This is a genomic window from Halomonas sp. KG2, from assembly GCA_030440445.1.
In the GTDB taxonomy this organism is placed as follows: domain Bacteria; phylum Pseudomonadota; class Gammaproteobacteria; order Pseudomonadales; family Halomonadaceae; genus Vreelandella.
This window is the reverse complement of record CP098528.1, coordinates 257,620-280,229: the sequence shown is the minus strand read 5'-3', so window position 1 is coordinate 280,229 and position 22,610 is coordinate 257,620. Positions and strand designations below refer to the sequence as shown.

At 55.9% G+C, this 22,610-nt stretch carries 23 protein-coding genes; 16 read left to right on the top strand and 7 right to left on the bottom strand.

Features of this window, described 5'->3' with window-relative positions; genetic code table 11:
* Positions 1 to 7 precede the first annotated feature (7 nt).
* The 10 genes from NDQ72_01380 (at position 8) to NDQ72_01335 (ending at position 5,662) form a co-directional block, all read left to right on the top strand.
* Positions 8 to 418: a hypothetical protein gene (locus NDQ72_01380; protein ID WKD28626.1), complete on the top strand. Its 411-nt coding sequence runs from the start codon at positions 8 to 10 to the stop codon at positions 416 to 418.
* Positions 415 to 669 carry a hypothetical protein gene (locus NDQ72_01375; GenBank protein ID WKD28625.1) on the top strand — a complete coding sequence of 85 codons (255 nt, stop codon included), beginning with the start codon at positions 415 to 417 and terminating at the stop codon, positions 667 to 669. Before NDQ72_01380 ends, NDQ72_01375 begins: the two co-directional genes overlap by 4 nt.
* Entirely contained in the window at positions 669 to 944 is a 276-nt protein-coding gene (locus tag NDQ72_01370) for a hypothetical protein (protein WKD28624.1), read from the top strand. The genes NDQ72_01375 and NDQ72_01370 overlap by 1 nt, the downstream gene beginning before the upstream one ends.
* Positions 941 to 3,256 (top strand): replication endonuclease, encoded by a 2,316-nt coding sequence (locus NDQ72_01365; GenBank protein WKD28623.1) that lies wholly within the window; start codon positions 941 to 943, stop codon positions 3,254 to 3,256. Before NDQ72_01370 ends, NDQ72_01365 begins: the two co-directional genes overlap by 4 nt.
* 14 nt (positions 3,257 to 3,270) lie before the next feature.
* Entirely contained in the window at positions 3,271 to 3,591 is a 321-nt protein-coding gene (locus NDQ72_01360) for a hypothetical protein (protein WKD28622.1), read from the top strand.
* The gene (locus NDQ72_01355; protein ID WKD28621.1) at positions 3,591 to 3,851 is read left to right on the top strand and encodes a hypothetical protein; all 261 of its coding nucleotides are present in this window, start codon (positions 3,591 to 3,593) and stop codon (positions 3,849 to 3,851) included. The genes NDQ72_01360 and NDQ72_01355 overlap by 1 nt, the downstream gene beginning before the upstream one ends.
* Positions 3,844 to 4,164, top strand: a complete 321-nt coding sequence (locus NDQ72_01350) for a hypothetical protein (protein WKD28620.1) — start codon at positions 3,844 to 3,846, stop codon at positions 4,162 to 4,164. Before NDQ72_01355 ends, NDQ72_01350 begins: the two co-directional genes overlap by 8 nt.
* Before the next feature lie 85 nt (positions 4,165 to 4,249).
* Positions 4,250 to 4,846: a hypothetical protein gene (locus NDQ72_01345; protein ID WKD28619.1), complete on the top strand. Its 597-nt coding sequence runs from the start codon at positions 4,250 to 4,252 to the stop codon at positions 4,844 to 4,846.
* A 211-nt stretch (positions 4,847 to 5,057) separates the two neighbouring features.
* On the top strand, positions 5,058 to 5,366 hold the full coding sequence (locus NDQ72_01340) for a hypothetical protein (protein ID WKD28618.1): 309 nt from the start codon (positions 5,058 to 5,060) through the stop codon (positions 5,364 to 5,366).
* Positions 5,363 to 5,662 carry a hypothetical protein gene (locus NDQ72_01335; protein WKD28617.1) on the top strand — a complete coding sequence of 100 codons (300 nt, stop codon included), beginning with the start codon at positions 5,363 to 5,365 and terminating at the stop codon, positions 5,660 to 5,662. The genes NDQ72_01340 and NDQ72_01335 overlap by 4 nt, the downstream gene beginning before the upstream one ends.
* Here the strand turns inward: NDQ72_01335 and NDQ72_01330 are convergent.
* From NDQ72_01330 to NDQ72_01300, 7 genes are all read right to left on the bottom strand, one after another.
* Complete coding sequence (locus tag NDQ72_01330; protein WKD28616.1) at positions 5,657 to 7,006, bottom strand: site-specific integrase; 1,350 nt, start codon at positions 7,004 to 7,006, stop codon at positions 5,657 to 5,659. The two genes, NDQ72_01335 and NDQ72_01330, sit on opposite strands and share 6 nt — an antisense overlap.
* Positions 7,007 to 7,372: 366 nt before the next feature.
* Positions 7,373 to 8,833 carry a DUF4214 domain-containing protein gene (locus tag NDQ72_01325; protein ID WKD28615.1) on the bottom strand — a complete coding sequence of 487 codons (1,461 nt, stop codon included), beginning with the start codon at positions 8,831 to 8,833 and terminating at the stop codon, positions 7,373 to 7,375.
* Between the two features lie 516 nt (positions 8,834 to 9,349).
* Positions 9,350 to 10,132 carry a sulfite exporter TauE/SafE family protein gene (locus NDQ72_01320; protein ID WKD28614.1) on the bottom strand — a complete coding sequence of 261 codons (783 nt, stop codon included), beginning with the start codon at positions 10,130 to 10,132 and terminating at the stop codon, positions 9,350 to 9,352.
* A gap of 16 nt (positions 10,133 to 10,148) precedes the next feature.
* Positions 10,149 to 12,482, bottom strand: coding sequence for an ATP-dependent DNA helicase (locus NDQ72_01315; protein WKD28613.1), 2,334 nt, complete (start codon positions 12,480 to 12,482; stop codon positions 10,149 to 10,151).
* The gene (locus NDQ72_01310; protein WKD28612.1) at positions 12,479 to 14,221 is read right to left on the bottom strand and encodes a VRR-NUC domain-containing protein; all 1,743 of its coding nucleotides are present in this window, start codon (positions 14,219 to 14,221) and stop codon (positions 12,479 to 12,481) included. Before NDQ72_01310 ends, NDQ72_01315 begins: the two co-directional genes overlap by 4 nt.
* 32 nt (positions 14,222 to 14,253) lie before the next feature.
* Positions 14,254 to 14,601 carry a hypothetical protein gene (locus tag NDQ72_01305; GenBank protein WKD28611.1) on the bottom strand — a complete coding sequence of 116 codons (348 nt, stop codon included), beginning with the start codon at positions 14,599 to 14,601 and terminating at the stop codon, positions 14,254 to 14,256.
* Positions 14,602 to 14,803: 202 nt separating this feature from the next.
* The gene (locus tag NDQ72_01300) at positions 14,804 to 15,709 is read right to left on the bottom strand and encodes a LysR family transcriptional regulator (GenBank protein WKD28610.1); all 906 of its coding nucleotides are present in this window, start codon (positions 15,707 to 15,709) and stop codon (positions 14,804 to 14,806) included.
* Between the two features lie 110 nt (positions 15,710 to 15,819).
* Here NDQ72_01300 and NDQ72_01295 point away from each other — a divergent pair, with 110 nt between their 5' ends.
* From NDQ72_01295 to nhaC, 6 genes are all read left to right on the top strand, one after another.
* A complete protein-coding gene (locus NDQ72_01295) occupies positions 15,820 to 17,178 on the top strand; it encodes an aspartate aminotransferase family protein (protein WKD28609.1) in 1,359 nt (452 codons plus the stop codon).
* A gap of 5 nt (positions 17,179 to 17,183) precedes the next feature.
* Entirely contained in the window at positions 17,184 to 17,885 is a 702-nt protein-coding gene (locus NDQ72_01290; GenBank protein WKD28608.1) for a CoA transferase subunit A, read from the top strand.
* A complete protein-coding gene (locus NDQ72_01285) occupies positions 17,845 to 18,528 on the top strand; it encodes a 3-oxoacid CoA-transferase subunit B (protein ID WKD30326.1) in 684 nt (227 codons plus the stop codon). The genes NDQ72_01290 and NDQ72_01285 overlap by 41 nt, the downstream gene beginning before the upstream one ends.
* A complete protein-coding gene (locus NDQ72_01280) occupies positions 18,528 to 19,811 on the top strand; it encodes an ArgE/DapE family deacylase (GenBank protein ID WKD28607.1) in 1,284 nt (427 codons plus the stop codon). The genes NDQ72_01285 and NDQ72_01280 overlap by 1 nt, the downstream gene beginning before the upstream one ends.
* Positions 19,808 to 20,995, top strand: coding sequence for an acetyl-CoA C-acyltransferase (locus NDQ72_01275; protein WKD28606.1), 1,188 nt, complete (start codon positions 19,808 to 19,810; stop codon positions 20,993 to 20,995). Before NDQ72_01280 ends, NDQ72_01275 begins: the two co-directional genes overlap by 4 nt.
* Positions 20,996 to 21,057: 62 nt before the next feature.
* The gene (gene nhaC, locus NDQ72_01270; GenBank protein ID WKD28605.1) at positions 21,058 to 22,536 is read left to right on the top strand and encodes a Na+/H+ antiporter NhaC; all 1,479 of its coding nucleotides are present in this window, start codon (positions 21,058 to 21,060) and stop codon (positions 22,534 to 22,536) included.
* Positions 22,537 to 22,610: the final 74 nt, after the last annotated feature.

Sequence of the window (22,610 nt, the reverse complement as noted above, 5' to 3'; positions counted from 1 at the left end):
TCGCCCCATGGCCAACGTGACCCCACTACCCACACGCCAAGCCCCGCCGCGCGTTCAAACCGACCGCGCAGGCTTTGGCGAACTCCTCGCCGAGCTGCACAGCCGCGTAGCCGATCAAGATCTGGTCGACGTCTGGGCAGATCTCAATTATCCCGAGCGCCGCCTTGTGCTTAAAAGCGCAGGGCTAACAGCCGATGCCACCCAGCAAATCAGCCAACTAACCAAGCCCGAACGCGATGCAGTGCGCGCGGCCATACACCGTATGAGCAGTTACGCCACCGGCCTGCGTGACCAACTGCGCAACCGCACCCAGCACCCAAGCGCCGAACTGGCCAGCCACGCCCGCCAAGCGCTGGCAGAAGGCAACACCAAAGCCGCGCTGCACTGGCTCAGCCTGATCGAAAAGGGGGTGGCATGAATATCCAAACCACGATGCACGCCTTGTACGTCATTAAGGCCCGCTTCGACTATCTCGCCCGCCAGTTGCATGACCAGGGCTACCAAATGGCCGCCGCTGAGCTAATGCGCGAAGCCGACAAATTCGGCTGCCAGCTAACGCAGTTGGATAGCGTCTTTGATGATTATCAAATCGACATTGCCGCCGCCCAAGCAGTGCCGGAAAGGCCCGCCAAGTTCTACGGCGTAGATATGGCCGAGGTGAAACAGTGATGGAAATAATCAGGGCGAACTACAAGGGCTTTGACCACTTTGCCAAAGCTGAAAACGAAGTTCAGCAACGATATGCCGTCGATGCGATTAAGAAGTTGGAAGCGCAGGTGGCCGAAGAGGTAAGGCGTATTGAGACAAGTTTTTATGACCTTGAGTACCTGGATGCGAGGGTTTACCAAGAGGCACGCCTAAAAGGGCTGAAAACACTGCGGTATAGGTTGAGCAATGCTTGGGCTGAGGTTGCAGGCATGTTTGATGATGAGGCCGACTCATGAGCGAGTTCGAGAAGGCGTTGGAAAAAGCCTTTCCCTACAGTTCTGGTACAAAGGACTGTTATGGATACATCAAAGACTATTTTAAGCGTCTGCCGTCTCTCGCTGATCAGTTGGCCGGTGGTTATGTGCACGTTTCCAAGCGGCACGGCCATCGCGCCGCTAACCGCTGGTTAGCTCACCACGCAGAGCGTTTGGTAGAACCGTCTTTTATCCTGAGTCGGTTTCTGCCAATTCGCGGAGCGCTTACGCGGGCCATGGCCGCCTTGGTGAAGCGTAGCCCAACCACCGTCGAGGGATTATATGTAGCAAATCAGTGGTTATTGTCGGTCGAAAAGCGTTTGGTCATTGGTGGCCTGAACGCCACTCACGATGACGACGCCCTGGTTAATTACGCCCAGGCCCAAGCGGCCGCCATCGATAAAAACGCGAGTCTCTTGATAGGCGATATTGCTAAGGCAAATCGGTTGCAGCGGTTGGGCATGTTCCCACCGCCTAAGCCGAAGATGGTGGCCGTTAAAGGCAAGCCATTGTCTGAGCAATTCCGCGACTATCAAGACGCTTGTGCCCGTGCGCGTAACCAGTTCACCCCACCGCCCTTTATCGGCAACTTCCGCTTTCAGCAGTGGCACTACCTGCGCCCGCTGTGCATTTCCATGGTGCGTGCCATTGCTGTCGAGCAGGGTCGCCACCGCTGTGCAATGCATGGGATCGCGCCGCCCAGCGACAAGCTGCCGGCTAAAACGCAGTTGGCCAAGCTGAGCTGCCCCAGTGTGTGGCGTCGTAAATTGCGCCGTCTGTGTGGGCGCACCGTCGAGCAGGTCATGCGCGAAGCCCACCGAGTGCATATGCGCGCGGGTATCTACTGCAGTGACTTTACGGTTGAGCGCCGCCGTTCTCAGATATTCCGTAATCACGCTTTGCTCGAAACGTTAGAGGCCATCAATCAAGAGGGCCAAACCTACACGCTCGCCGAACTCGCCGAGCTGGGGCTAGCCAATCCCGATCACCGCCGGGCAGAGCTAATGCTGCGCATCAACGACACAGAAGCCGAAGCCCGTCGACTCGGTCACGTTGGCATGTTTTACACCATGACAGCGCCGTCGAAGTATCACCCAGTGGTCGCTAGCAACTGCTTTAGAAACCCGAAGTACAAAGGCGCCACACCCCGCGAGACTCAGCAGTATTTACAGGGGCTTTGGGCGAAGATCCGCGCCAAGCTGGCCCGTGATGACATCGGCATTTACGGCATTCGCGTGGTAGAGCCTCACCACGACGGCACGCCGCACTGGCATTTGCTTATCTGGATGAAGCCCGAGGACGAAGACGCGGTCACCGGCACCCTTCGCGAGTACGCCGAAGAGGCGAACCCCGAAGAGCTGTTCAACCGCTGGGGTAAAACCACCGCCCGCTTTGATGCCAAGCGTATCGACTATGAGCGAGGTACTGCCGCCGGTTACGTCGCTAAATACATCTCGAAAAATATCAACGGCGAACAGTTCATGGAGATGGACAAATACGGCCATGAAATGAAGACCAGCGCCCCGCGTATTGAAGCATGGGCGAGCGTCTGGGGAATCCGTCAGTTTCAGTTCCTGGGCCTGCCCAGCGTCACGGTGTGGCGTGAAGTGCGCCGACTCACAGAAAAGCAAGATCAAATGCTTAAAGATTGGGAAGCCGCCACCCGCCCGCACCCTTGCGCCGCGATGCGCTTTGCCCAAATCCGCAAAGCCGCCAACGCGGGTCAGTGGGATCAATTCTTGCGCCTCATGGGTGGCCCGATGACCAAGCGCAAAGACCAGCCCATCAAACCGTGGGTAGAAACCAAGATGACCACCGGCGCAAACATCGAGACGTTCAGCCACGCCACCGGCGAAGACTACGGCTATGAAGCCGTGGTGGCGAAAGGCCGCTACGGCGAAGAGCAGAAAGTCACGTTCGGATTGGTGGCCACCGGCCGCCCTGGCTTTTCTAGCGAGTACATGACCCGCGTTTATAAGTGGCAAGTGCGCGCGAAAGGTTCGCGGGTTGGGGGTGATTTTCAGGCTGTAGGCGAAGCCGAAAGCCCTTGGACTCGTGTCACTAACTGTACGCAGGGGCCAGATATTCAGCCCCGCGAACCTTCACCAGCGGAGCTAAAAGCCCAGCTTGAACGCTTCAAAGCGTGGCAAAGCTCAGATTTATATAGAGCAGAACTGGAAGCGGTACACCGCGACATCATCGCAGACCGCGAAGCCGCCAAAAAAAGGGCGGCATCACCCCCCCCCAACCCATTTAGCGAGGAAGAAGAGTACTTCCCGCCCGAGCTTTGTTGAAAAAGGAGTCAGTTATGCACCCAGGCCAAGTATTTATAAAAGCCCACGAAGAGCGCCTACGTCAGATAAATGAGGAAGGTTTTACCCTTGAGCATGACGACCAATGGAAAAGTGGGCAGCTTTCATCGGCGGCTCACTGCTATGCGCGAATCGCCAGCATGGCTATCCAAAACAATTTAACAGCGGCATACCTACCGGCCCCTGGTCAGTGGCAGTGGTGTGAAAAGTGGTGGAAACCGAGCCATGACCCTAAACAAAACATCATTAAAGCAATGGCTTTGCTCGCGGCTGAATACGACCGATTAGAGCGTTTAGAAGCCAGAGGGGGTAAGTGATGGAATGTCCGAAGCAATGGTCAGACGGTCGCCCGCTTGGCGGCCTCAACGGCTACCCGCCCGAGTGGTTCGAATGGGCCAAAGAGCAAGAAGTGAAATTCGTAGCACTGCAAATGCTGTTAGCGCCTGAACCGAGCCGTAATGCCGTGTTTGAACAGTGGAAAAAGAAGTTCACCCACGTCACCCGAGAGAAAGTGAGCGCGGTATGGGACGAAGTGGCCAACCGTAAAACCACATTAAATGGTGAAGCCAATGGATAATTACACCGCCCCTCTGGTAGCAATAACCGCCTTATGCATCTCTATCGCCATAGGAATGCTGTGCTATGGGGGATACCCCAAAGAGCTTAGAGAGAAATTCCCGATGATGCATAACCCAATACCCAAAGATTGGCGCTACGTCATCAAGTTTACGGTTCTCGCATTTTGCGTGGGTAGCGCCTTCCAGCTCGGAATAAGCATCGCGAGCAACATTAAACCCCGCGTCGAGGTCATCGAGATCCGCGAAGTAATCGAGATGCGCAACGAAGCAAAGCCCAGTGCCAAGGGCATTGCGCAACGTTTCGATTTTTAGATTACCGATGTGAATTTAACTGCTCAAAAAACAGAAAAGCAGCGATAAGTGAGCAGCTTGATGCACAAAAAAATCAGGAGGGAGCATGACCATTGACCCAAATTGGGTACGCGAAAACCCAGAAGAAGCGGCAAGGCAGCTGGATTTGCTCGGTAAAAAATACGATGCACTCATGTGCGCGAAACTGGAAGCACTGCCCGCTGACCTAAAAAGCCGTTACCTAGTGATAAGAATGGTTGGTGACATAAACAGAGATGAAGCAAAAGAGGTCATGCAGGGGTTCGCAAAGCATTCATCTGGCGCGGCCATCTTTGTTAATAGGGAGGTTAATTTCGAAGCTATTGATGTAACCAACCACGATGAGGTTAAAAAGGTAGAGCAAGAGCGCGACGTGTTGGCAGCACATCTGGAAATGGCGCGGCAAATAGCAACCGATTGGCTCGAAAACGAGCAAACAACAGCGGCAACATGGCAACTGGCAAGACAGATTGGGAAATGGGCACTTAACGATCCTAACGCCAGCCTAGCCCGTAGAACCTACAAGGAAAGGGCGGAAGCGTTAGAAAACCTATTAGAAGTTATTCCAGGGTCCATTGAGCATGATGGTTGTAATTTTGGGTGCGGGCGGATTGCAGCGGAAACGGCAGCACTGCTACGGCGCTTGGAAAAAGGTGGTGAATGATGAGTGCTAAAGAACGGACTGAAGCTTTTCGTCGAGCAGTGAGAAAAGGTAATGATGCCTTTTGGGAAGGCAAGAGCATTGCTGAAAACCCCTATAAGAAGTCCCCCTGGGGGAACGGGAACGCATGGGAATTAGGGTTCCGGCAAGCTAAGAATGCTAGTGATCAAGGGCTGAGGGATTCACGATATTTTACGGGCGTGGGGGTAAAACCATGACCGGTCAAAAAGCTCCGCCACCCAAAGGCGGCGCATACGCCCGCCAAGCCGCGATGCTTTGCCAAGACAAAGCGTTCCAGCTCTACCTTGATCGCCGTCGCCGGTTTAAGCACCAGTTGAACGAAAGCGAATTACCCGACGGCACCCACACTGCAGAAGACGCCCGCGATTGGTTAATCGCCGCCTGCAAAATCAACAGCCGCGCCGAGTTAGATAGCAACCAGCATGCGTGCCAAACATTCCGAATGATCCGCAACCGCTTCAACCGCTGGCGGGCGAAAGAAAAAGGAGAAAAGAGCCAATGAGCATTACCGATCAACGTGATATCGATAAAGAACTCGCCGATGCTTTAGCGCGCGCAAAGGCAGGGGTAGACCTGGCGATGATCGAGCTGCCTGATATCGTGGTTTTCCCGCGGCTGATTCCAGCAATGCCCGCGACAGCTCGGAAAGCACGCAGCACTGGCATACTACTCGGTAGACCTGGGCCACGATTCGTTAAGCGTGGCCACCATGTGCGCTATCGCTTATCCGATGTATACGCCTGGCTGGAGTCTAGTGAGAGCTATTCAAGCACCGCTGAAGCATCCATAGCCTCATAACGACTCGCCTATGACCTCTTTCCCCTGCCCGATCTGAGCAAACAGCTGTACCGCATTACGCTTATGGTCGGGCTGGAGGTGAGCGTAGTATTTGATCGTCGTCTGAATATCCGAGTGGGCCATCAGCTTGCTCACCGTGAGAAGATCCACTCCCGCCATCACCAGCTGACTCGCAAAGTTATGGCGCAGCGTATAAAGCACCATTCCCTCGTTGAGCCCTGCCAGCTCACGAACCCGCCTCCACGGTTTCCGCATTGCATCTTTGCCCAGCCGCTTGCCGGTAACAGGTGATGAAAACACATAGCCACTGCTGGGCTTTCCTTGCTGCTCCCACCATGTTTGAAGCACTTCTAAGGCGGGATCTGAAAGCGGGAAAGTTTGCGGCTCTGGGGTTTGGTGCGCGGTTTTTTCGATGATCTTGCGAATACTCTTAAACTCAAAATTCACGTGCGGCCAACGAAGCCCAAACAAATCGCCGGGGCGAAAGCCGGTGTAATACATCAGCAACAGCCACGGCGCGGCATGATCGACATAGGCCACCCCATCCAGGTCAGGTAAATACCGCTTGCCATGTGCCCGGCTGCTTCTTCGCTGCGCCCGCTTCTCCTCTTGATAAACATCCAAACCAGCAAAAAATGCTTCACGCTCGCTATCCTCAAGGTAACGGCGCCCTTCATCCGCTTCGAGCTGGTCGTCCGTCAGCGCTGGCTTCTGGAGCTTGATATCTTTTAGAGGGTTTTGAGCAATAACGCCGCGCTTAGCCGCGTGGTTAAGCAGTGTTTGCAGTGCGCCATAAGAGCGTTTGAGGGTTTGGTAAGCCTGGGGTTTTATCGGTGGCGATGAATCTGGGGCTCCCGCTTCCCTTTTTGATTGCCAACGCTCCACATCACCCAGGCTAAGCGTATCCATGGGTTTATCTAGCCACTCGGTAAAGCTATTTTCGATGCGTCTCAAGGTGGCGTCGCCATCCTTGCGACGTTTCTGGTGGTCAGCATAATCAGCCTGCAGGTAAGATCTAAGCGTTTGTTGCTGCCGGTGTTCCGCTTCAGCTTTCGATTCTTCAATCACCGCGCGGGGATCGCCGCCTTGGGCAACGACGGCCAATGCCTCGCGTGCGGCTTCACGCGCCTGGGCGGCGGTATAGACACCATACTTTCCAATAGTGAGCACGCGCTGCTTGCCCGACTTAGAACGGTAGTAAAGTCGAAATGACAACCCACGCGTGCCGTGGCGCACGTGATACCCTGAAAGCTCGGTATCAAAGACGTCATTCCCTGGTGGCGACTTGCTAAGCTCTGATAAAAAACGAGCGGTTAACTTAGCCTTATCCGTGCTCTTGACCACGAAAACTCCACATGTAAAAACTAGGTAGCATATAGGTAGCAAGGTGAGGATAAAGGCAGGCAAAGCCAGCAACAAGCAGAACGGAAAGATAGAGCGTAACTAACTGATTAATAGGATATAGACTTATCCACACTATTCTGGGGATATACCAAGTTATCTTATCCACAAGCCTTCGGGAGGCAGAGGTCGTAGGTTCGAATCCTGCTATTCCGACCAAGAATTCATTAAAAACGGCCACTTAGCTAATATAGCAAGTGGCCGTTTTTTTGCTAATGGCTGCTAGGTGAAGGTGACACCTGTTTATAAATGCACTGTAAGCGCGCGCCAGTTAGCCGGCTAGGCCTTTCCGTGAACAACCTAGTGGGTTTACCCAACTAGACCATCCTCCAGACCTTGCGACACTCCAGCCAGAAAGGCCTCTTCAAAGCCCCCTGCCTCTTCAGCAATATTCGCGACAGCCGCATCGTCACTATACAGGTCAGCAAAGTCGACATATTCAGAGCGTTCAGCTATCTGCTGTGCAATCGCCGGGTCCAGAGAGTCGAACTCCCCCGATGCCATGAACTCGATCACACCTATCATGCTGAGCCACCCTTCCAGAGTCAGAGCTGCAGCTAATGCGCTGTAATCTAGGTCAAGACCTTGAGCAAGCTGATCCATCTCCTGGAGTCCACGCTGCTCGATCAACAACGTGGGCGTACCATCAAGTGCAAAGCCGTTGCGGCTGATAGCCGGGTTATCACTACCGGGGAACAGGGTCAGGCTGTCATGCTCGAAGTCTTCCAAGGCTTCCTTGATGGCAACCACAGCGCGCTGCCCCGATTCCATCAAGGCAGGCTCCACTTCATCGCTGGTCGCCCAGAGCACCGACATGCTATCCAGCGTCTCATCCTCAGACCGGTAGTTGTTCTGATGATGGTAATCGAGGTATAAGTCGGGCCGATACTCCTTGACGACTTCTCTCACCGCCGCCGACTCAGGAGCCTGCTCAGGGTTCTGCTCCTCGTTGGGGTCATAAGTACGATTGAGATCAATGTCATTCGAGTTACGTCGCGGGTCGAGCACATCTTCCGCTCCTGCAACCTGCTGCTCCCAGCGGGCAAAGCCGTCAGGATTGACTCGAGGCATGACCACTACGGTTACCTCTTCTCGCAATGCTTCAGCTTCGGCACTATCTCCTGCCAGATAGTCCAGCAGATACAAAGCCGCCTCTGTTCCCAGCGGCTCGTCCCCATGCTGCTGAGTAGCAATCATCAGCGTCTTGGGTCCACTACCGACTACCGCTTTGTAAAGCGGGTTACCTTCCACGGACTCTCCAACCTGAGAAAGGTCCATGGATTCGTACTCAGTATCCAGGCGCTGCAATTCAGCATATAGCTGTTCATTACTGTGAAGGCTCTCCATGACCAGAGACTGCTCGGCACTGTAATTCTCTGCTGATACGTTCTGGCTATAATAGTCGGCAACCGCCAGCTTGGCATTCAAAGCCTCTGTATCAGTGTCTGCCGCGGCCTGTATCACAGCCCCGCGGAGTTCTGCACGACTTAGTTCACCGGCTTCTAACTTGCCAGCCCAGAAGTCATGACCTTCCGTGTCCGCCGCTCTAGCAAACAGCTGCTCATAGAGGTCAGCAACATATTCGCTATCAGATGCCTCTTGCATGTACGTCTGAGCTTCCTTCGAGCTCGCAATTTCAGACAATACGGCCTGAAGTCCATCGCTTTCCAGCCGCTCCTGCCAGAAACCAAACCCTTCGGGGTCTGCCGCGCGGCCAAGTAGAGAAAAGTAGATTGATTGTACTATTTTACCGCTATCCTGAAGCTCCATAATCATTATTCCTTTAACGGGTCCGGGGCCTTTGTCCACTGCCCTATCCAATATGGGAAGATATCTTGAAGGCTACTCACCCTATCCTAACTTATTGTTTTAGAAACATTCTAATGAGATTTCTAATATACCACTTACTTACTTTAGTACTCTTGCTCAAAAACTGCCAACGGGTTCAGGGCATAAGGAAAACACGGCATAAATCCTGCCGCAGCTGCCTGATCCGCTCCGGTGGAGTAAAATCTAGGTTTTGTCCGAAAAGTCGGGGGTACTAACGGTACCAAAGGCGTGGGGTTTGGGCTGTGCTTCTTTCCTTTGACTTCTTTACCAGTCGATCTAAGGTACGGGTAGTTAGGCTGGCAGTCGTTTTAGCCATTGAGGTCACCTTTTTCTAGGTTCCAAATAGGTTCCAGAGGTTGTAGGTTCGAATCCTGCTACTCCGACCAAGAACACCATAAAAAAACGGCCACTTAGCTAACACAGCAAGTGGCCGTTTTTTGTTGTTTGCTTCTCTTCCTACCCCGGCGGATGAATCAGCCCCACCACGCTAACCAAGATCAGCACGGCTCCCAGTACGCGGAAGAACAGCCCGGTGTCTGCTTTTAGCATGTAACGGTGGGCTTTTTCGCCTAGCAAATGGCCGATAAATGCGCAGGGCAGTAGCCATAGTTGATGAATCAGTTGGAGGTCGACGCCGGCGATGATAAACGACGCCATTTTGATCATCACCAGGATAAACCACAGCACAAACATGGTGTCGCGCAGTTGCTCTTTGGCGACGTGGGTGGCGAATACCGCGACAATCAGCGGCGCGCCAATCAACGAGGTGCCACTGACATAGCCACCGAGAGCAAGCAGCACGATATCGACGTATTTGTTGTTACTTCTAAACGGCTTATTCAGCACATAGCCAATGGCATAAATGATCACAATGCCGAAAATAATGTTGGTCATGATCTGAGAGGGCAGCGTTAACAGCCCCACCACCCCGATCAACTTAGGCACGATCATGATTTTCAGGGCTTTGGTTAAATAGCCCCAATCGATATTACTTTCCGGCGACGTACCTCCCACGCCCGCTTTCTGCACTTGACGATGGCCGTTCCAGGCAATCCAACTGGAAAAAATCAGCAGGTGAATGGCCACAATTGGCAGGAAGACCAGCGGTTCGTTGACCACCAGCAGCAGAAAAGGCAGCGCCAGCACGGCTCCACCAAAACCAAGGCTGGTGCGAACAAAACCGCTCCAGGCAAAAATAAGCCCGATGAGAAGGTACTGGTACCAGAGTAAATCCGTCATTGCGCGTACATGGCCTCTAAGAAGATGAGTGGTTGCCTAGCCCCCACCAGCGTGGCAGCAATGCGCGCACTTTGGCTTGGGCAAAACGGTCGTCCATTAATATCACAACCCCTTCATCCCCGGGGCTGCGAATCACCCTTCCGGCGGCTTGCACCACTTTGATCATACCGGGTATGCGGTAGGTGTAGTCGTCGCCCTGGCCGAAACGGGTGTTCATGCGCGCTTTCAGCGCTTCGTTAAAGTCGTTAAACGGCGGCAGGCCTAAGGTGGCAATAAATGCGCCGATTAGGCGCTTGCCAGGAAGGTCGACCCCTTCGGCGAAAGCACCGCCTAGCACGGCAAAGCCGATTCCCTTACCTCCTGGAGTAAAGCGCGCCAGAAAGGCGTCGCGCTCGGCTTCCTGCATTCCACGGGTCTGGGCAAACATCGGCACGCTGGGATGTGCGTGCTGAAACTGCGCCATCACCTGCTCCAGATAAGCAAAGCTACTGAAAAACGCCAGATAGTGGCCAGGTTGACGCTGATACTGATCGCCCAGGACTTCCACAATAGGCGCCACAGAGGCCTCCCGGTGATGATAGCGAGTGGAAATATCGGCGCGAATACGCACTTCCAGCTGGCGGGCGGCGAACGGTGAGGCCACTTCCCGCCACACACTGTTTTCTGGTAACCCGAGTAAGTCGCGGTAGTAATGAAACGGGGTCAGCGTGGCCGAAAACAACACTGCGCTGCTGGCAGCCTTGAAGCGTGCCGCCAGAAAATCCGCAGGAATAACATTGCGCAGCCCTAGCACTGCGTCACTTCGGCCATGACTGGCAAGATCGCACAGAGAGTGATCCCCAAACCGCTCCGCCAAGCGGCAGAAGGCCAGTGCGTCAAACAGCAGCTCTTGAAGCTCAATGCTTGAAGCGTCGGGGTGCTCAACCAAATAATCGGTGATCGCGCCAGCCAAGGTTTGCATCGCGGCCACCAGCTTGTTGGGCAGCGCATCAAGTAAATGGTAACGCTGTGACGCCGCTGCATCGGTGGTGACTGCCTTCGTTAGCGCCTGCCACTGCCTGCCGACACGAGCCAGCGGTTTAGCAAGCGCGGGAGGAGAGCGGCGACGCAGACGGCTCAAGCGCTGCTGGGAAAGCTCCGCGCTGTACATGCCCCGCGCTCGCTCAACTAAGTTGTGCGCTTCATCTATCAACAGGCCTACCCGCCAGTCGTTGGCTTGAGCCAAACCATGCAGCAGCGCATGGCTATCAAACCAGTGATTCACATCGCCCACCACTACGTCGGACCAGCGGGCTAGTTCCTGGCCTAGATAATACGGGCACACACTGTGGGTAAGCGCCACCTCACGCAGTCCGGCACGATCTAGCCAGCGACGTGCCACCGCGGCTTGGCGAGCGGCAGGCAAGCGGTCATAAAAACCTGCTGCTAACGGGCAAGCATCGCCTTGGCAAACGGTACCTGGGTATTCGCAGGCTTTTTGCCTGGCCACCAGTTCCAACACCCGCAGCGGCGATGTGAGTGCAGGCGATGAGAGGGAAGATGAAGTAGGCGGTGATGAAGCAGGCGGTGATGAGCTGGGAGTAGCAAGCCACGCCAGCGCATCCAGCGCTACACGGCGGCCTGGGGTTTTCATGGTCAGAAAGGCCAGCCTATCCAGCTGCTGACGGGGCATTGCAGTCAGCATTGGAAACAGCGTGCCAAGGGTTTTGCCAATGCCGGTAGGGGCTTGGGCCAGTAGGCACCGCCCGGTGCTGGCTGCTTTATAGACATCTTCCGCCAACGCCCGCTGCCCAGGGCGAAAATCAGGATAGGGAAACGTCAGCGTCGCCAGCCACTCATCGCGGCGTTGGCGATGGGCAGATTCCTGCTCTGCCCAGGCCAAAAAGCGTTGGCATTGATCGATAAAAAACGCTTGCAGCTCAGTGGCGCTAGCGTCGTGGGTAAGCAGCGTTTCCTGACCGCTGGTAATCTCCAGATACACTAACGCCAGCGTGACCCGCTCAAGGCCGCGCTCGGCACACAGCAGCGCGCCGTATATTTTCACCTGAGCCCAGTGCAACGCACGCTGATTAGCTGCCATGCGATCTAGATTGCCACGATAGGTTTTGACCTCTTCCAAACGCTTAGCGTTGGGGTCAAAGCCATCAGCGCGGCCCGCCACGCGAAGCCCCTGATACTCACCGGAAAGCGGCAATTCGGCCAGGTAATCCTCGCCCCGGCGGCTAGCCACTAACCTATGCCCTTCGATACCTTCCTGAGCGCTGGGTGCTGGCGTAAAGCGGTGGTCAAGGTCGCCCTCCCGTGCGGTGAAGTCACATAGCGTGCGCACCGCTACCCGGTAACGGCTCATTCGGCATCTTCTCGTTCAGGCCCTTCTGGTTGAGCCTCTTCTGCTTCAGATGCTGACTGCCAGCGCACATGACATACTTCAACGGGCATGCCGTGGTGGCAAAAGAAGCCGATCCAGCGGCGTTGGTTATCTTGCAGACGATCCCCCGGCCCTTTTACTTCTATCATTTTGTAGCGTGGTTCGCCGGGCGGTGCGTCCGGCATCAACTGAATCAGGTCAGGTAGGCCTGCACGGTTATGTTTAAGGTCATCTAATAGCCGCATAAAACAGGCCCGCAAATGGGCAGGCGGCAAGCACTTAAGCGCAAGCATTAGCAGCTCTTCACTGACGATTCCCCAGTGAACAAAGGGCGAGGCGATCCCCTGTTTGGCGTGCCAGGTGCGCAGTATCGTGTCCTGATAGCGGCCGTCATCCAACTGGGCCAGGCAGGCGGTGATTTCGACTTGCCGCTGAGCGACAAAATCCTCGCGGTATAAATCCGCAGGCCCGCTGTGAAACGGGTGAAAAAACGCCCCTGGCAGCGGTTTAAAAATGGCTGGCCAGAACAGTAAGCCAAATAGCCCCGTCAGCAGGCTATTTTCAACGTAATACACCGGCGCGTTAGGGGTCGCCATGTCATCAGCAACGGCACGCTCGACTGGCTGAGGGCCAGGTAAATGAAGCACATAGGTAGGCGCCTGGGCCGCTTGTTGATCAGCCCAAGCAGAATGATCAACCTGTTGGGGTAATTTGCGTGCTAAACGCGGCAGCAGCCGCATGAGCGCTTGGCTCTCGGCTTCATTTGGCTGCGCGCCCAGCGCACTGACCGTGAGCTCATAAGCATCTGAATAACGGCCCAGACGCTCTAACACGCGCAACCTGCGAATACGCGCATCGCTGTTATTGGCGTCAGCGTAAAGTGTTAACGCTAACTCTGCGTCGCCGCCGCGCTCGGCCTCGCGCCCTATGGCAAGCAGCAACCGCGCCCGCCGAGAAGCTAACCAACGGTTGCTGGAAGCTGGAGGTACCTCGATGGAAAGTGCTTGCGGCAGCTCGCCGTCGTCCAAGCGTTCGCGCAAGCGATGAAGCGTTAAGTAAGTAGTCACTTCATTGCGGCTTTGGAACGCGCGAGACTCCGCGGTAAACGGTACCTGCTCAAAGCGCTGCAGGCCCAGCTCCGTTAGCACAAACTCAGCCCAGTCCTGGCGCAGATTGCCGAAAAACATCAGCCGAAGTCGATCACAAAGCGCCATCACCGTTAGCCGCACAATCTGCGTCGCCGCTGTTGGCCACCACTGTTGAAGGGGGGCAGACGCTTCTAGCGACTCTGCCAATGCTGCTTGAAGCGCAGCTTTTGTGCTGTTGCGGGCTAGACCTGCGCTGGCCATCTCGCCTGCCAATGCCTGGCGCAGTTCACTCAATCGCAACAGGCGAAATAGCTCGCGGCTGCTTAACTGCGGGGCATTGTCTACCCAGCCAAGCACCACCAACGGCGCCAAGGCCTGCTCGGCGTCACCGATTTCCGCATAGCTCAGTTTATCCAGACGAAATAATTCCCCTTTACGCATCACCATGCGCACCAATAGCGCCTGGGAGGCTTGGGGTAACGTCTCAAAATAACTAATAACGTCGCGCTCAGCAGCACTTAATAGATCGTAGTGGCGGGTTTCTACCCACGCCAACACGTAACGAAAGTTCGTCAGATAGTAGAAAGGGTCATCTAAGGAGGCAGTCGCAGACGCGACAGGAGCACTGTTCATCTATCCATTGTAACAGTGCTTGATGAAGCAGGTTAACCCACCCGGTGCTGATAAAGTACGTCCAGCGCATCGTCATCAGCAGCAGAGGATGACGCCTTTGATTGGGCAACGGGCTTGCGGCCGCCCACTAGCACATACCATTCCGCTTCTGTCAGATAGTGCTGGCACCAGCGGCTTAAGCTAGCGGCCACGTCATCGCGAATTCGTTCACCACTACGGAAAACCTGGGCGAGATGCAGCAAGTCCTGACGAGCAGTGCGAGCACGGGCGTTGCCACCGTGCACTTTGGAAAGTGGGCAGCGTCGATCATAGGCCGCGTTGGTTAATGCATTTAACCAGCGTTCCAATTCATGCGCCTGAATACCGCCGTAAACTGCCACACTGCACTCCATGCTGAATGATGATTGAAATTTAATGAGCTTGGCCCATTAGCACTGGCGAAAAAGGGCGTTAGATTGCCCGATTCTAGTGCAACTGTCACCTTCGGGTTATTCCTGGCCACTCCCAGGCATAGCCTAAACCAAGACATTACGTCCTATGTCTGTACTATACCTGCTAATCGAACGAAATGATTTGTAAACGTTAGTAATTCATTAGTGTCTCTTTCGCTTTGTGTTTAAGCGACGCCAACACTTTAGACTCATGCCATTCTGGGCGGTAAACAATGCCAAAACCAAACGACAACGCAGGCATAAAAGGCAGCACCTTGACATGATCATGGCGCGACAGCTGGTCTTGCGCAGTAATCGGGTTCATTACCGTGACACCGACCTCATTAGCTACCAACGCGCTAATCGTGCCGATATTAGCTTCCGTTTTACCTGAAATTTTAACCCCGTGCTCGGCGACAAGTTCCAGCAGTGGATTCGTGCTGACACTTGGCTGGTTACTGATCACTAAATGTTGACCACGCAAATCACTGACTTCAACCACCTCGCGCGTGGCTAGCTCAAGCTTGTCAGGCACCAGCGCCACGGCTTCTGTCACCAGCAGTGTTTCTGTTAAGAGTTGAGGAGACGTCGCTGGCAATGTGATAAAGCCGATATCCGCATGGCTTGATTCCACCGCTGTTTGCACATCGTGGCTCGACATCATATCCAGACTAATACTTATCCGGCTGTTTTCAGCTAGTAACGCAGCGACTACCTGGGGCACAAAGCCAAAACATAGCCCGGGAATAGCGGCGATTCTCAAGCGTGATGTGCCGAACTCCTTAAGCGCCAACACACTATGGCGCAGCTCTTCAATATTGCCCATCAGCCTGAGAATCTCATCGTACAGCTCGCGTGCCTCAGGCGTTGCTAGCAAGCGGTTTTTTTCACGTAGAAAGAGCTGGATCCCCAGGTTCTCTTCAAGCTGCGCCAGCGAACGACTCACTCCCGATTGCGTCATGCCAAGCAGGCGTGCCGTCCCTGAAGCGCTACCCACTTCATATAGCGTCTTGAAAGTTGCTAATGCTTTCAACGAGTTAATGGTGACCTCAGGCATGACTTTTACTCATTGATATTCGAAAAACGATCATATATTGAAATATAGTAACAAGCCTACCTAGACTGCAAGGGAGATTTTTCACCACACCATAAAAAACGGAAAACGTGATGACCGACTCTCCGCTGTTCTACCAGGCAGGTCCTGCCCTGCCGGAAGTCAGCCACGCTGATGGCGTTATGCTCTGGGATACCCAGGGCAAGGATTATCTGGATGGCTGCTCCGGGGCTATTTCCTGCAACCTTGGTCATGGTCGACAGGATATTCGTGACGCCATGCTCGCCCAGATGGATAAGGTGGCCTTCACCTATCGCACTCAGTTTGAAAGCGCTCCCGCCGTTGCGCTTGGCCATCGGCTAGTCGAGCTATTTGAGGGTGAACTCGGCAAGGTGTTTTTCATTTCCAGCGGTTCCGAGGCGGTGGAGTCGGCCCTCAAGCTGGCAAGGCAATACTTTTTCGCCCTTGGTCAGCCTCAGCGCCAGCGCTTTGTATCGCTGCGTCCGTCTTATCATGGCAGCACCATGGGGGCACTGGGCATGACCGGCTATCAGCCGCTGGAAGCGCCTTTCACCAGCATGACCCATGCGTCCATCAAAGTGCCGGGGCCGGATTTCTATCGTCATCAGGCGTGTGATGATGACACCCACGTTGACCGCATCCTGGCAGAGACCCGCGCCGCCATGGAAGCCGCTGGTCCTGACTCACTAATTGGTTTTGTCATCGAGCCAATCGGCGGTGCCAGTACCGGTGCACGACTGTTAGGCAAACGCTATCTGCAAGGCATTCGTGCCTTATGCGATGAATTCGGCTGCTTGCTGATTGCCGATGAAGTACTCACCGGCGTGGGTCGAACTGGCACTTGGTTTGCCTGCCAGCATTACGATGTGGTGCCGGACATCCTGGTCACCGCTAAGGGACTGGGCGCGGGCTACTACCCCATTGGCGCGATGCTCGCCCGCAGCGCTATCGTCGAAACAGTCATGGCCAGCGGCGGTTTCCAACACGGCCACACTTATGCTGGCAACCCGCTGGCCTGCGCCACCGGCCTGGCCGTGCTCGAGGCCATTGTGCGCGAAGATTTGCTGGAAAATACCCGCCAACGTGGCGCGCAGCTGGAAGCTGGGTTGCGCAGGCTTGCCGAGCGCTACGACTGGGTCGGTCATGTGCGCGGCGCTGGCCTGTTATGGGGCGTCGAACTGGTTGCTGATGGCGAATCGCGCCAGCCTTTCCCTGCCGAGCAAAACCGTTTCGCCCAGATCACCGCATTGGCCAAACAGGAGGGCCTGCTGATCTACCCTCGCCGCACTCTGGATGGCGTGGCCGGTGATCATTTCCTGGTCTGCCCGCCGCTGACTATTCAGCCCGAGGAAGTCGACACTCTGCTGGAACGCTTAGCGCATGCCATGGCACGTTTTGATCAAGCGCTTAGCGCCGCTGATTTGCACCCACAACTCTCCCGGGAGCGCTAAACACCATGACGCTGCTAAACCAAAAATGCTGTGATATTGACGCGGCTATCGCCGAGATTCCCGATGGTGCGACCATCATGGTCGGCGGCTTTGGCTCGCCGGGCACGCCCTTTGCGTTGCTCGACGCCCTGCTCGCCAGCGGTCAACGCAACCTGACGCTGATTAAAAACGATGCCAATGAACCTGGGATCGGTATCGGCAAGCTCATTGAGGCAGGCCGTGTAAAGCGCTTGATTACCTCTCACTTAGGCCTCAATCGAACAGCCATTGACGCCATGAATGCTGGCGAGATGGAGGTCATTTTTCATCCGCAGGGGCTGCTGGCTGAAAAAATTCGCTGTGCAGGCGTTGGCCATGGCGGCTTTCTTACCGATATCGGCATCGGTACGGAAATTGCCCAAGGCCGTCAGGAAATCAGTGTGGAAGGTTGCGCCTGGGCGATTGAGCCTGCCTTACAGGCTGATGTTGCGCTAATTCATGCCGAGCGAGCCGACCGCTACGGCAACCTGATCTATCGCGCCACGGCCAGCAATTTCAACCCCTTAATGGCCATGGCCGCCGAGCGAGTGATTGCCCAAACCTACCGTATCGACCAACCCGGCGACTTGCCTATCGACACCATTCATACGCCTTGCGCCTTTGTCAGTCATGTGGTGCAGGTTGCCCGTGCCTCCAGCCAGCAAGGAGTTCGCCCCCATGCTCTCTGATCAGCAGCGTATGTTGGCCCGCGCCGCCCGTGAAGTCATCGACGGCCAGATCGTCAACCTGGGGATCGGGCTGCCGACACGGCTGTTCCACTACCTGCCCGATGACATGAATGTCCTGGTGCATTCCGAAAACGGCGTGCTGGGCTGCCGCCCGCGCCAAGAAGGTGAAGCGCTCGATATCGACATGATTGACTCCGGCGGCGCGTATATCACCACCCGCGCGGGGGCTAGCGTATTCGATAGCGCCACGTCCTTTGCAATGATCCGCCGCAGTCGCGTGGACGTTACCTTTATGGGTGCCTTCGAGGTGGATCAGGAAGGCAACCTGGCCAACTGGAAGATCCCCGGCAAATTCTCGCCGGGCATTGGCGGTGCTATGGAGCTGGCCCAGAAAGTCGCCCGACTGGTGGTGCTGTGCTCCCACAACGATAAGCACGGCAACCCCAAGATCCTCACCCGCTGCCAGTTACCGCTGACCGCCAGTCGCTGTATTTCCCGCATTATCACCGAGAAAGCCGTGATGGATGTGACTCCGGAAGGACTTGAGGTAGTAGAAATCGCCGAAGGGCTGAGCGTTGAAGCGCTGCGCGAAGCTACCGACGCCCCTCTGCTGATTGATGAATCACGTTTAGGGAGATTCTGATGCTCGACGCCACCGAACAACGCATCATTGCCTGCTGCAATGCCTTGATGGATGACACCCTGGAACTAACCAGTGACCTGGTGCGGGGCTATAGCGTCCTTGGCCAGGAACAGGGTGCGCTGGACACCATGGAGCGCCACCTGGAACGCCTGGGCCTGCCAGTGACCCGTGTACCCCTGGATGCACCCGGCTTTGAGGAGCACCCCCATCGTGCTCCCACCGAATGGCCCAGCACTGGCCGTTACAATGTTATTTCAGACCTTAACCCCGGCGCGCCAGGGCCACATTTAGTGTTCAACGGCCATCTCGATGTGGTACCTGCCGAACCCATCGATATGTGGACCCGCCCACCCTGGGAGCCGTGGCAAAAAGATGGCTGGCTGTATGGCCGTGGCGCGGGTGATATGAAGGCGGGGATTGCCGCCATGGTGATGGCGGTTGAGGCGGTGCGCCAGGCGGGTGTAGAGATCAACTTCCCGCTCACCCTGCAAACCGTGATTGAAGAGGAGTGCACCGGCAACGGCGCGCTGGCCTGCCTGCACCAAGGTTTTAGCGGCGATTTCGTACTGATACCAGAACCCTTCGGCGCTCAGATCTACGCTGGCCAAGTGGGGGTACTTTGGTTTCGAATGCGCCTGGATGGCGTGCCCGCCCATGTGCTCGACCCCAGCGCCGGGCGCAATGCGATTGAAGCCCTGCAGGACTATCTGCCCGCGCTGAAAGCGCTGGAAGCCGAAATGAACGACTTACCCCGGCCTGCGCTGTACGTTGACCACCCTCATCCGTTCAACCTGAGCGTTGGCCGCGTAGATGCGGGCAACTGGGCTTCCAGCGTGCCAGCCCACGCCATTCTGGAAGGGCGTGTTGGCTTCCCGCCCGGCATATCACCAGAGGAGGCCATGCAGCGGGTCCGCGACACCCTGATGACCCGCCACGCCGAGCTTGACGACGCCACACCGCCACCCAAGGTCAGCTTCCATGGCTTTCGTTCCGAAGGACATGTGGTCGATCTCGACACCCCAGGTATCCGGCTCCTCTCGGAGTGCCACGAAGCACTGCTCGGCGAACCCCCTGCCCACTATCTGTCCACCTGCACCACTGACCTGAGGGCCTTTCACGTTTCCGGTGAGATCAATGGCACCTGCTACGGCCCGGTTGCTCAGCGCATTCACGGCGTAGACGAGTGCGTCAACATCGACTCAATCCGCCACGTGCTAACCACCTACGCCCTATTCATCCATCGTTGGGCGCGCATGGCAGACAACCAGGAGACTCCCTCATGAGAGACGTGTATCTAGCCGACTATGCACGTAGCGCCTTCAGCCGCGCGCATCCCCGCAAACCTGAGGTCGATGCCTGGGCCGATACCCGCAGCGATGCCCTGCTGGCCAGCGTGCTCGATGGCTTATTAGCACGTAGCGGCGTTGACGGCGCGGTGGTGGAAGACCTAAGCATAGGCTGCGCCTTGCCAGTGAAAGAGCAGTGGAGCTTTGGTGGGCGTTACCCGCTGTGGCTTGCCGAGCGGCTGGGAGCACATGGCCAGGGCTGCGCAACCCGTCAAATTGATCAGCAATGTGGCTCAGGACTTGCCGCGCTGCGCAGCACCGCACGGGAAATTCAGGCGGGCGCGGTTGAGGTTGGCATGGCCGGCGGCGTGGAAAACATGACCCGTGTGCCCATGGGCCCGGCACTGTTTAAGGAAGGCGTGCTGACCAGCCCTCAAACGCTGCAAACAGCCGACTGGCTGGCACTCGACGTGGTGCTCAACATGGGGCTGACCGCCGAACGACTGGCCAAGGCTGCCGGTATTTCGCGGGAGGCGATGGACGCACTCGCCCTCAGTTCCCACAAGCGTGCCGCCAAGGCCAACGCAGCAGGTCACTTTGACGCTGAGCGCTTAACCCTCAACAACGCGGCAGGCGAACCGGTCCGCGCGGACAGCAACATCCGCGCGGATACCAGCGCTGAGCGCCTGGCGGGGCTGGACCCGGTGTTTATGCAAGGCGGCGTAGTGACCGCCGGTAACAGTTCGCCGCTGACCTCTGGTGCCGCTGCCACGCTACTGATGTCTGAATCTGCCCTGCGCCAGCACGGCATTAGTCCCTTAGCACGCGTTGTAGCCATCGCCGACTGCGGCGTCAAGCCAGAGGAGATGGGCGCCGGTGCCGCCGCCGCCATTCGTCGCGCGCTGAAGCAGGCCCAACTGGCACCGCAGGATATCGGCGTATGGGAAATCAACGAAGCCTTCGCCGCGGTGCCGCTGCATGCCATGGGAGAGCTTTCGATTGACCCTGAAAGCGTCAATATCTGGGGTGGCGCCATGGCGCTGGGGCACCCGTTAGGCGCGACCGGTATCCGCCTCGCTGGCACGCTTAGCCGACTTCTTCACTCCCGCCAGCAACGCTATGGCTGCGCGGCGGCCTGCATCGGCGGTGGGCAAGGCATCGCCATCATTTTAGAACGCTAAAACAACTAGATGCCGTTTAACCAAGCGGCAAATAACACTAACTCCTTATAAGGAGAACAATAATGTCGACGACAACGTCAACAACAACCAACGACGAAAACAAACGACCCTCGTTTTGGGGCGCCATCATTGGCATCGGCTTCTTATGCTTCATGATGTTTGCACAGATCTTTTTACTGGGTGAAGACTGGGTCACCCATATCTCGCTGATCTTTGCCATTGTAGTCTGCGCCATCATCGCGCTGTATTCCGGCTTCAGCTGGCAGGATGTTCAGAAAGGCATTCTATATGGCTGCGAAATTGCCATGCTGCCGATGCTGATCTTAATGATGGTCGGTGTGTTAGTCGCCAGCTGGATTGCCTCCGGCACGATTCCCTCGCTGATCTATTATGGCCTTCAACTGATCAACCCCTCCTATTTCCTGGTCACGGCCGTCATCGTGTGTGCCGTTGCATCACTGGTCACCGGCAGCTCATGGACCACCGCTGCCACCTTCGGCGTAGCCTTTATCGGCATCGGCAGCGGTCTGGATATTTCTCCGGCGATGACCGCGGGCGCGGTTATTTCCGGTGCTATCTTCGGTGACAAGATTTCACCAGTATCAGACTCCACCAACCTCGCTGCCGGGGTTGCCGAGGCCAACTTGTTCGACCATATCCGTTCGATGTTCTATACCACCGGCCCGGCACTGATCATTACCATTATTCTGTTCTTCTTTATCGGCATGCAGTTTGACGGCGAAGGGGCTGATATTTCCCGCACTGCCGAACTGCTGTCAGGCATTAGCGATAATTTCTCAGTGGGTCTGCTCGCCTTCCTGCCCCCATTAGTGGTGGTTGTTTTGGCCTATCGGCGCATCAATGCCCTGGCAGTCATGGTCATTGGCAGCCTATTAGGGGCGGGACTTGCCGTCGCCACTCAAGGTGTCGGGCTGGGCAGCATGATGAATTACATGAACTACGGCTATGTCTCGGAAACTGGTGTTGAAGCCGTTGATAGCTTACTTAGCCGTGGCGGTTTGCAAGGCATGATGTGGACCATCTCGCTGGGCTTTATCGGGCTTAGCCTGGGCGGCCTGCTGGAGAAGACCCGTATGCTCGAAGTGTTATTAGAAAAGATGGGCAAACTGGTCAGTAATTCACGCGGGCTAATCGTTACCCATGTGCTCTCGTCATTAGCCACCAACCTGTTCTCGGCCAGCCAGTATATTGCCATTATTATTCCGGGGCGCATGTTCGTACCCGCCTACCGCAAACTCAACATTCTGCCATCGGTATGTTCGCGCACCTGTGAGGACTCGGCCACGGTTACTTCGCCGTTAGTTCCTTGGGGGCTGGGCGGTGCTTACTACATGGGCGTGCTGGACGTCTCCGCGTGGGATTACATGGGCTGGACATTCCTCGCCATTATCACTCCCGTGATTGCCATTGTGTACGGCCTGTTCAATATCTGCATTTGGCGTGAAGGCGAGCGTAACGACGTCAACACCTATAACCAGCCACCCACCGAACGTCTGCCGCAAGCCGAGCTAGCGAAGTAGATCGCCACCTATCAGACGAACACGTGGCCAGGGGCGGCCGAGTTGTCGCCTCGCACCACTGCCTATCAACCTGA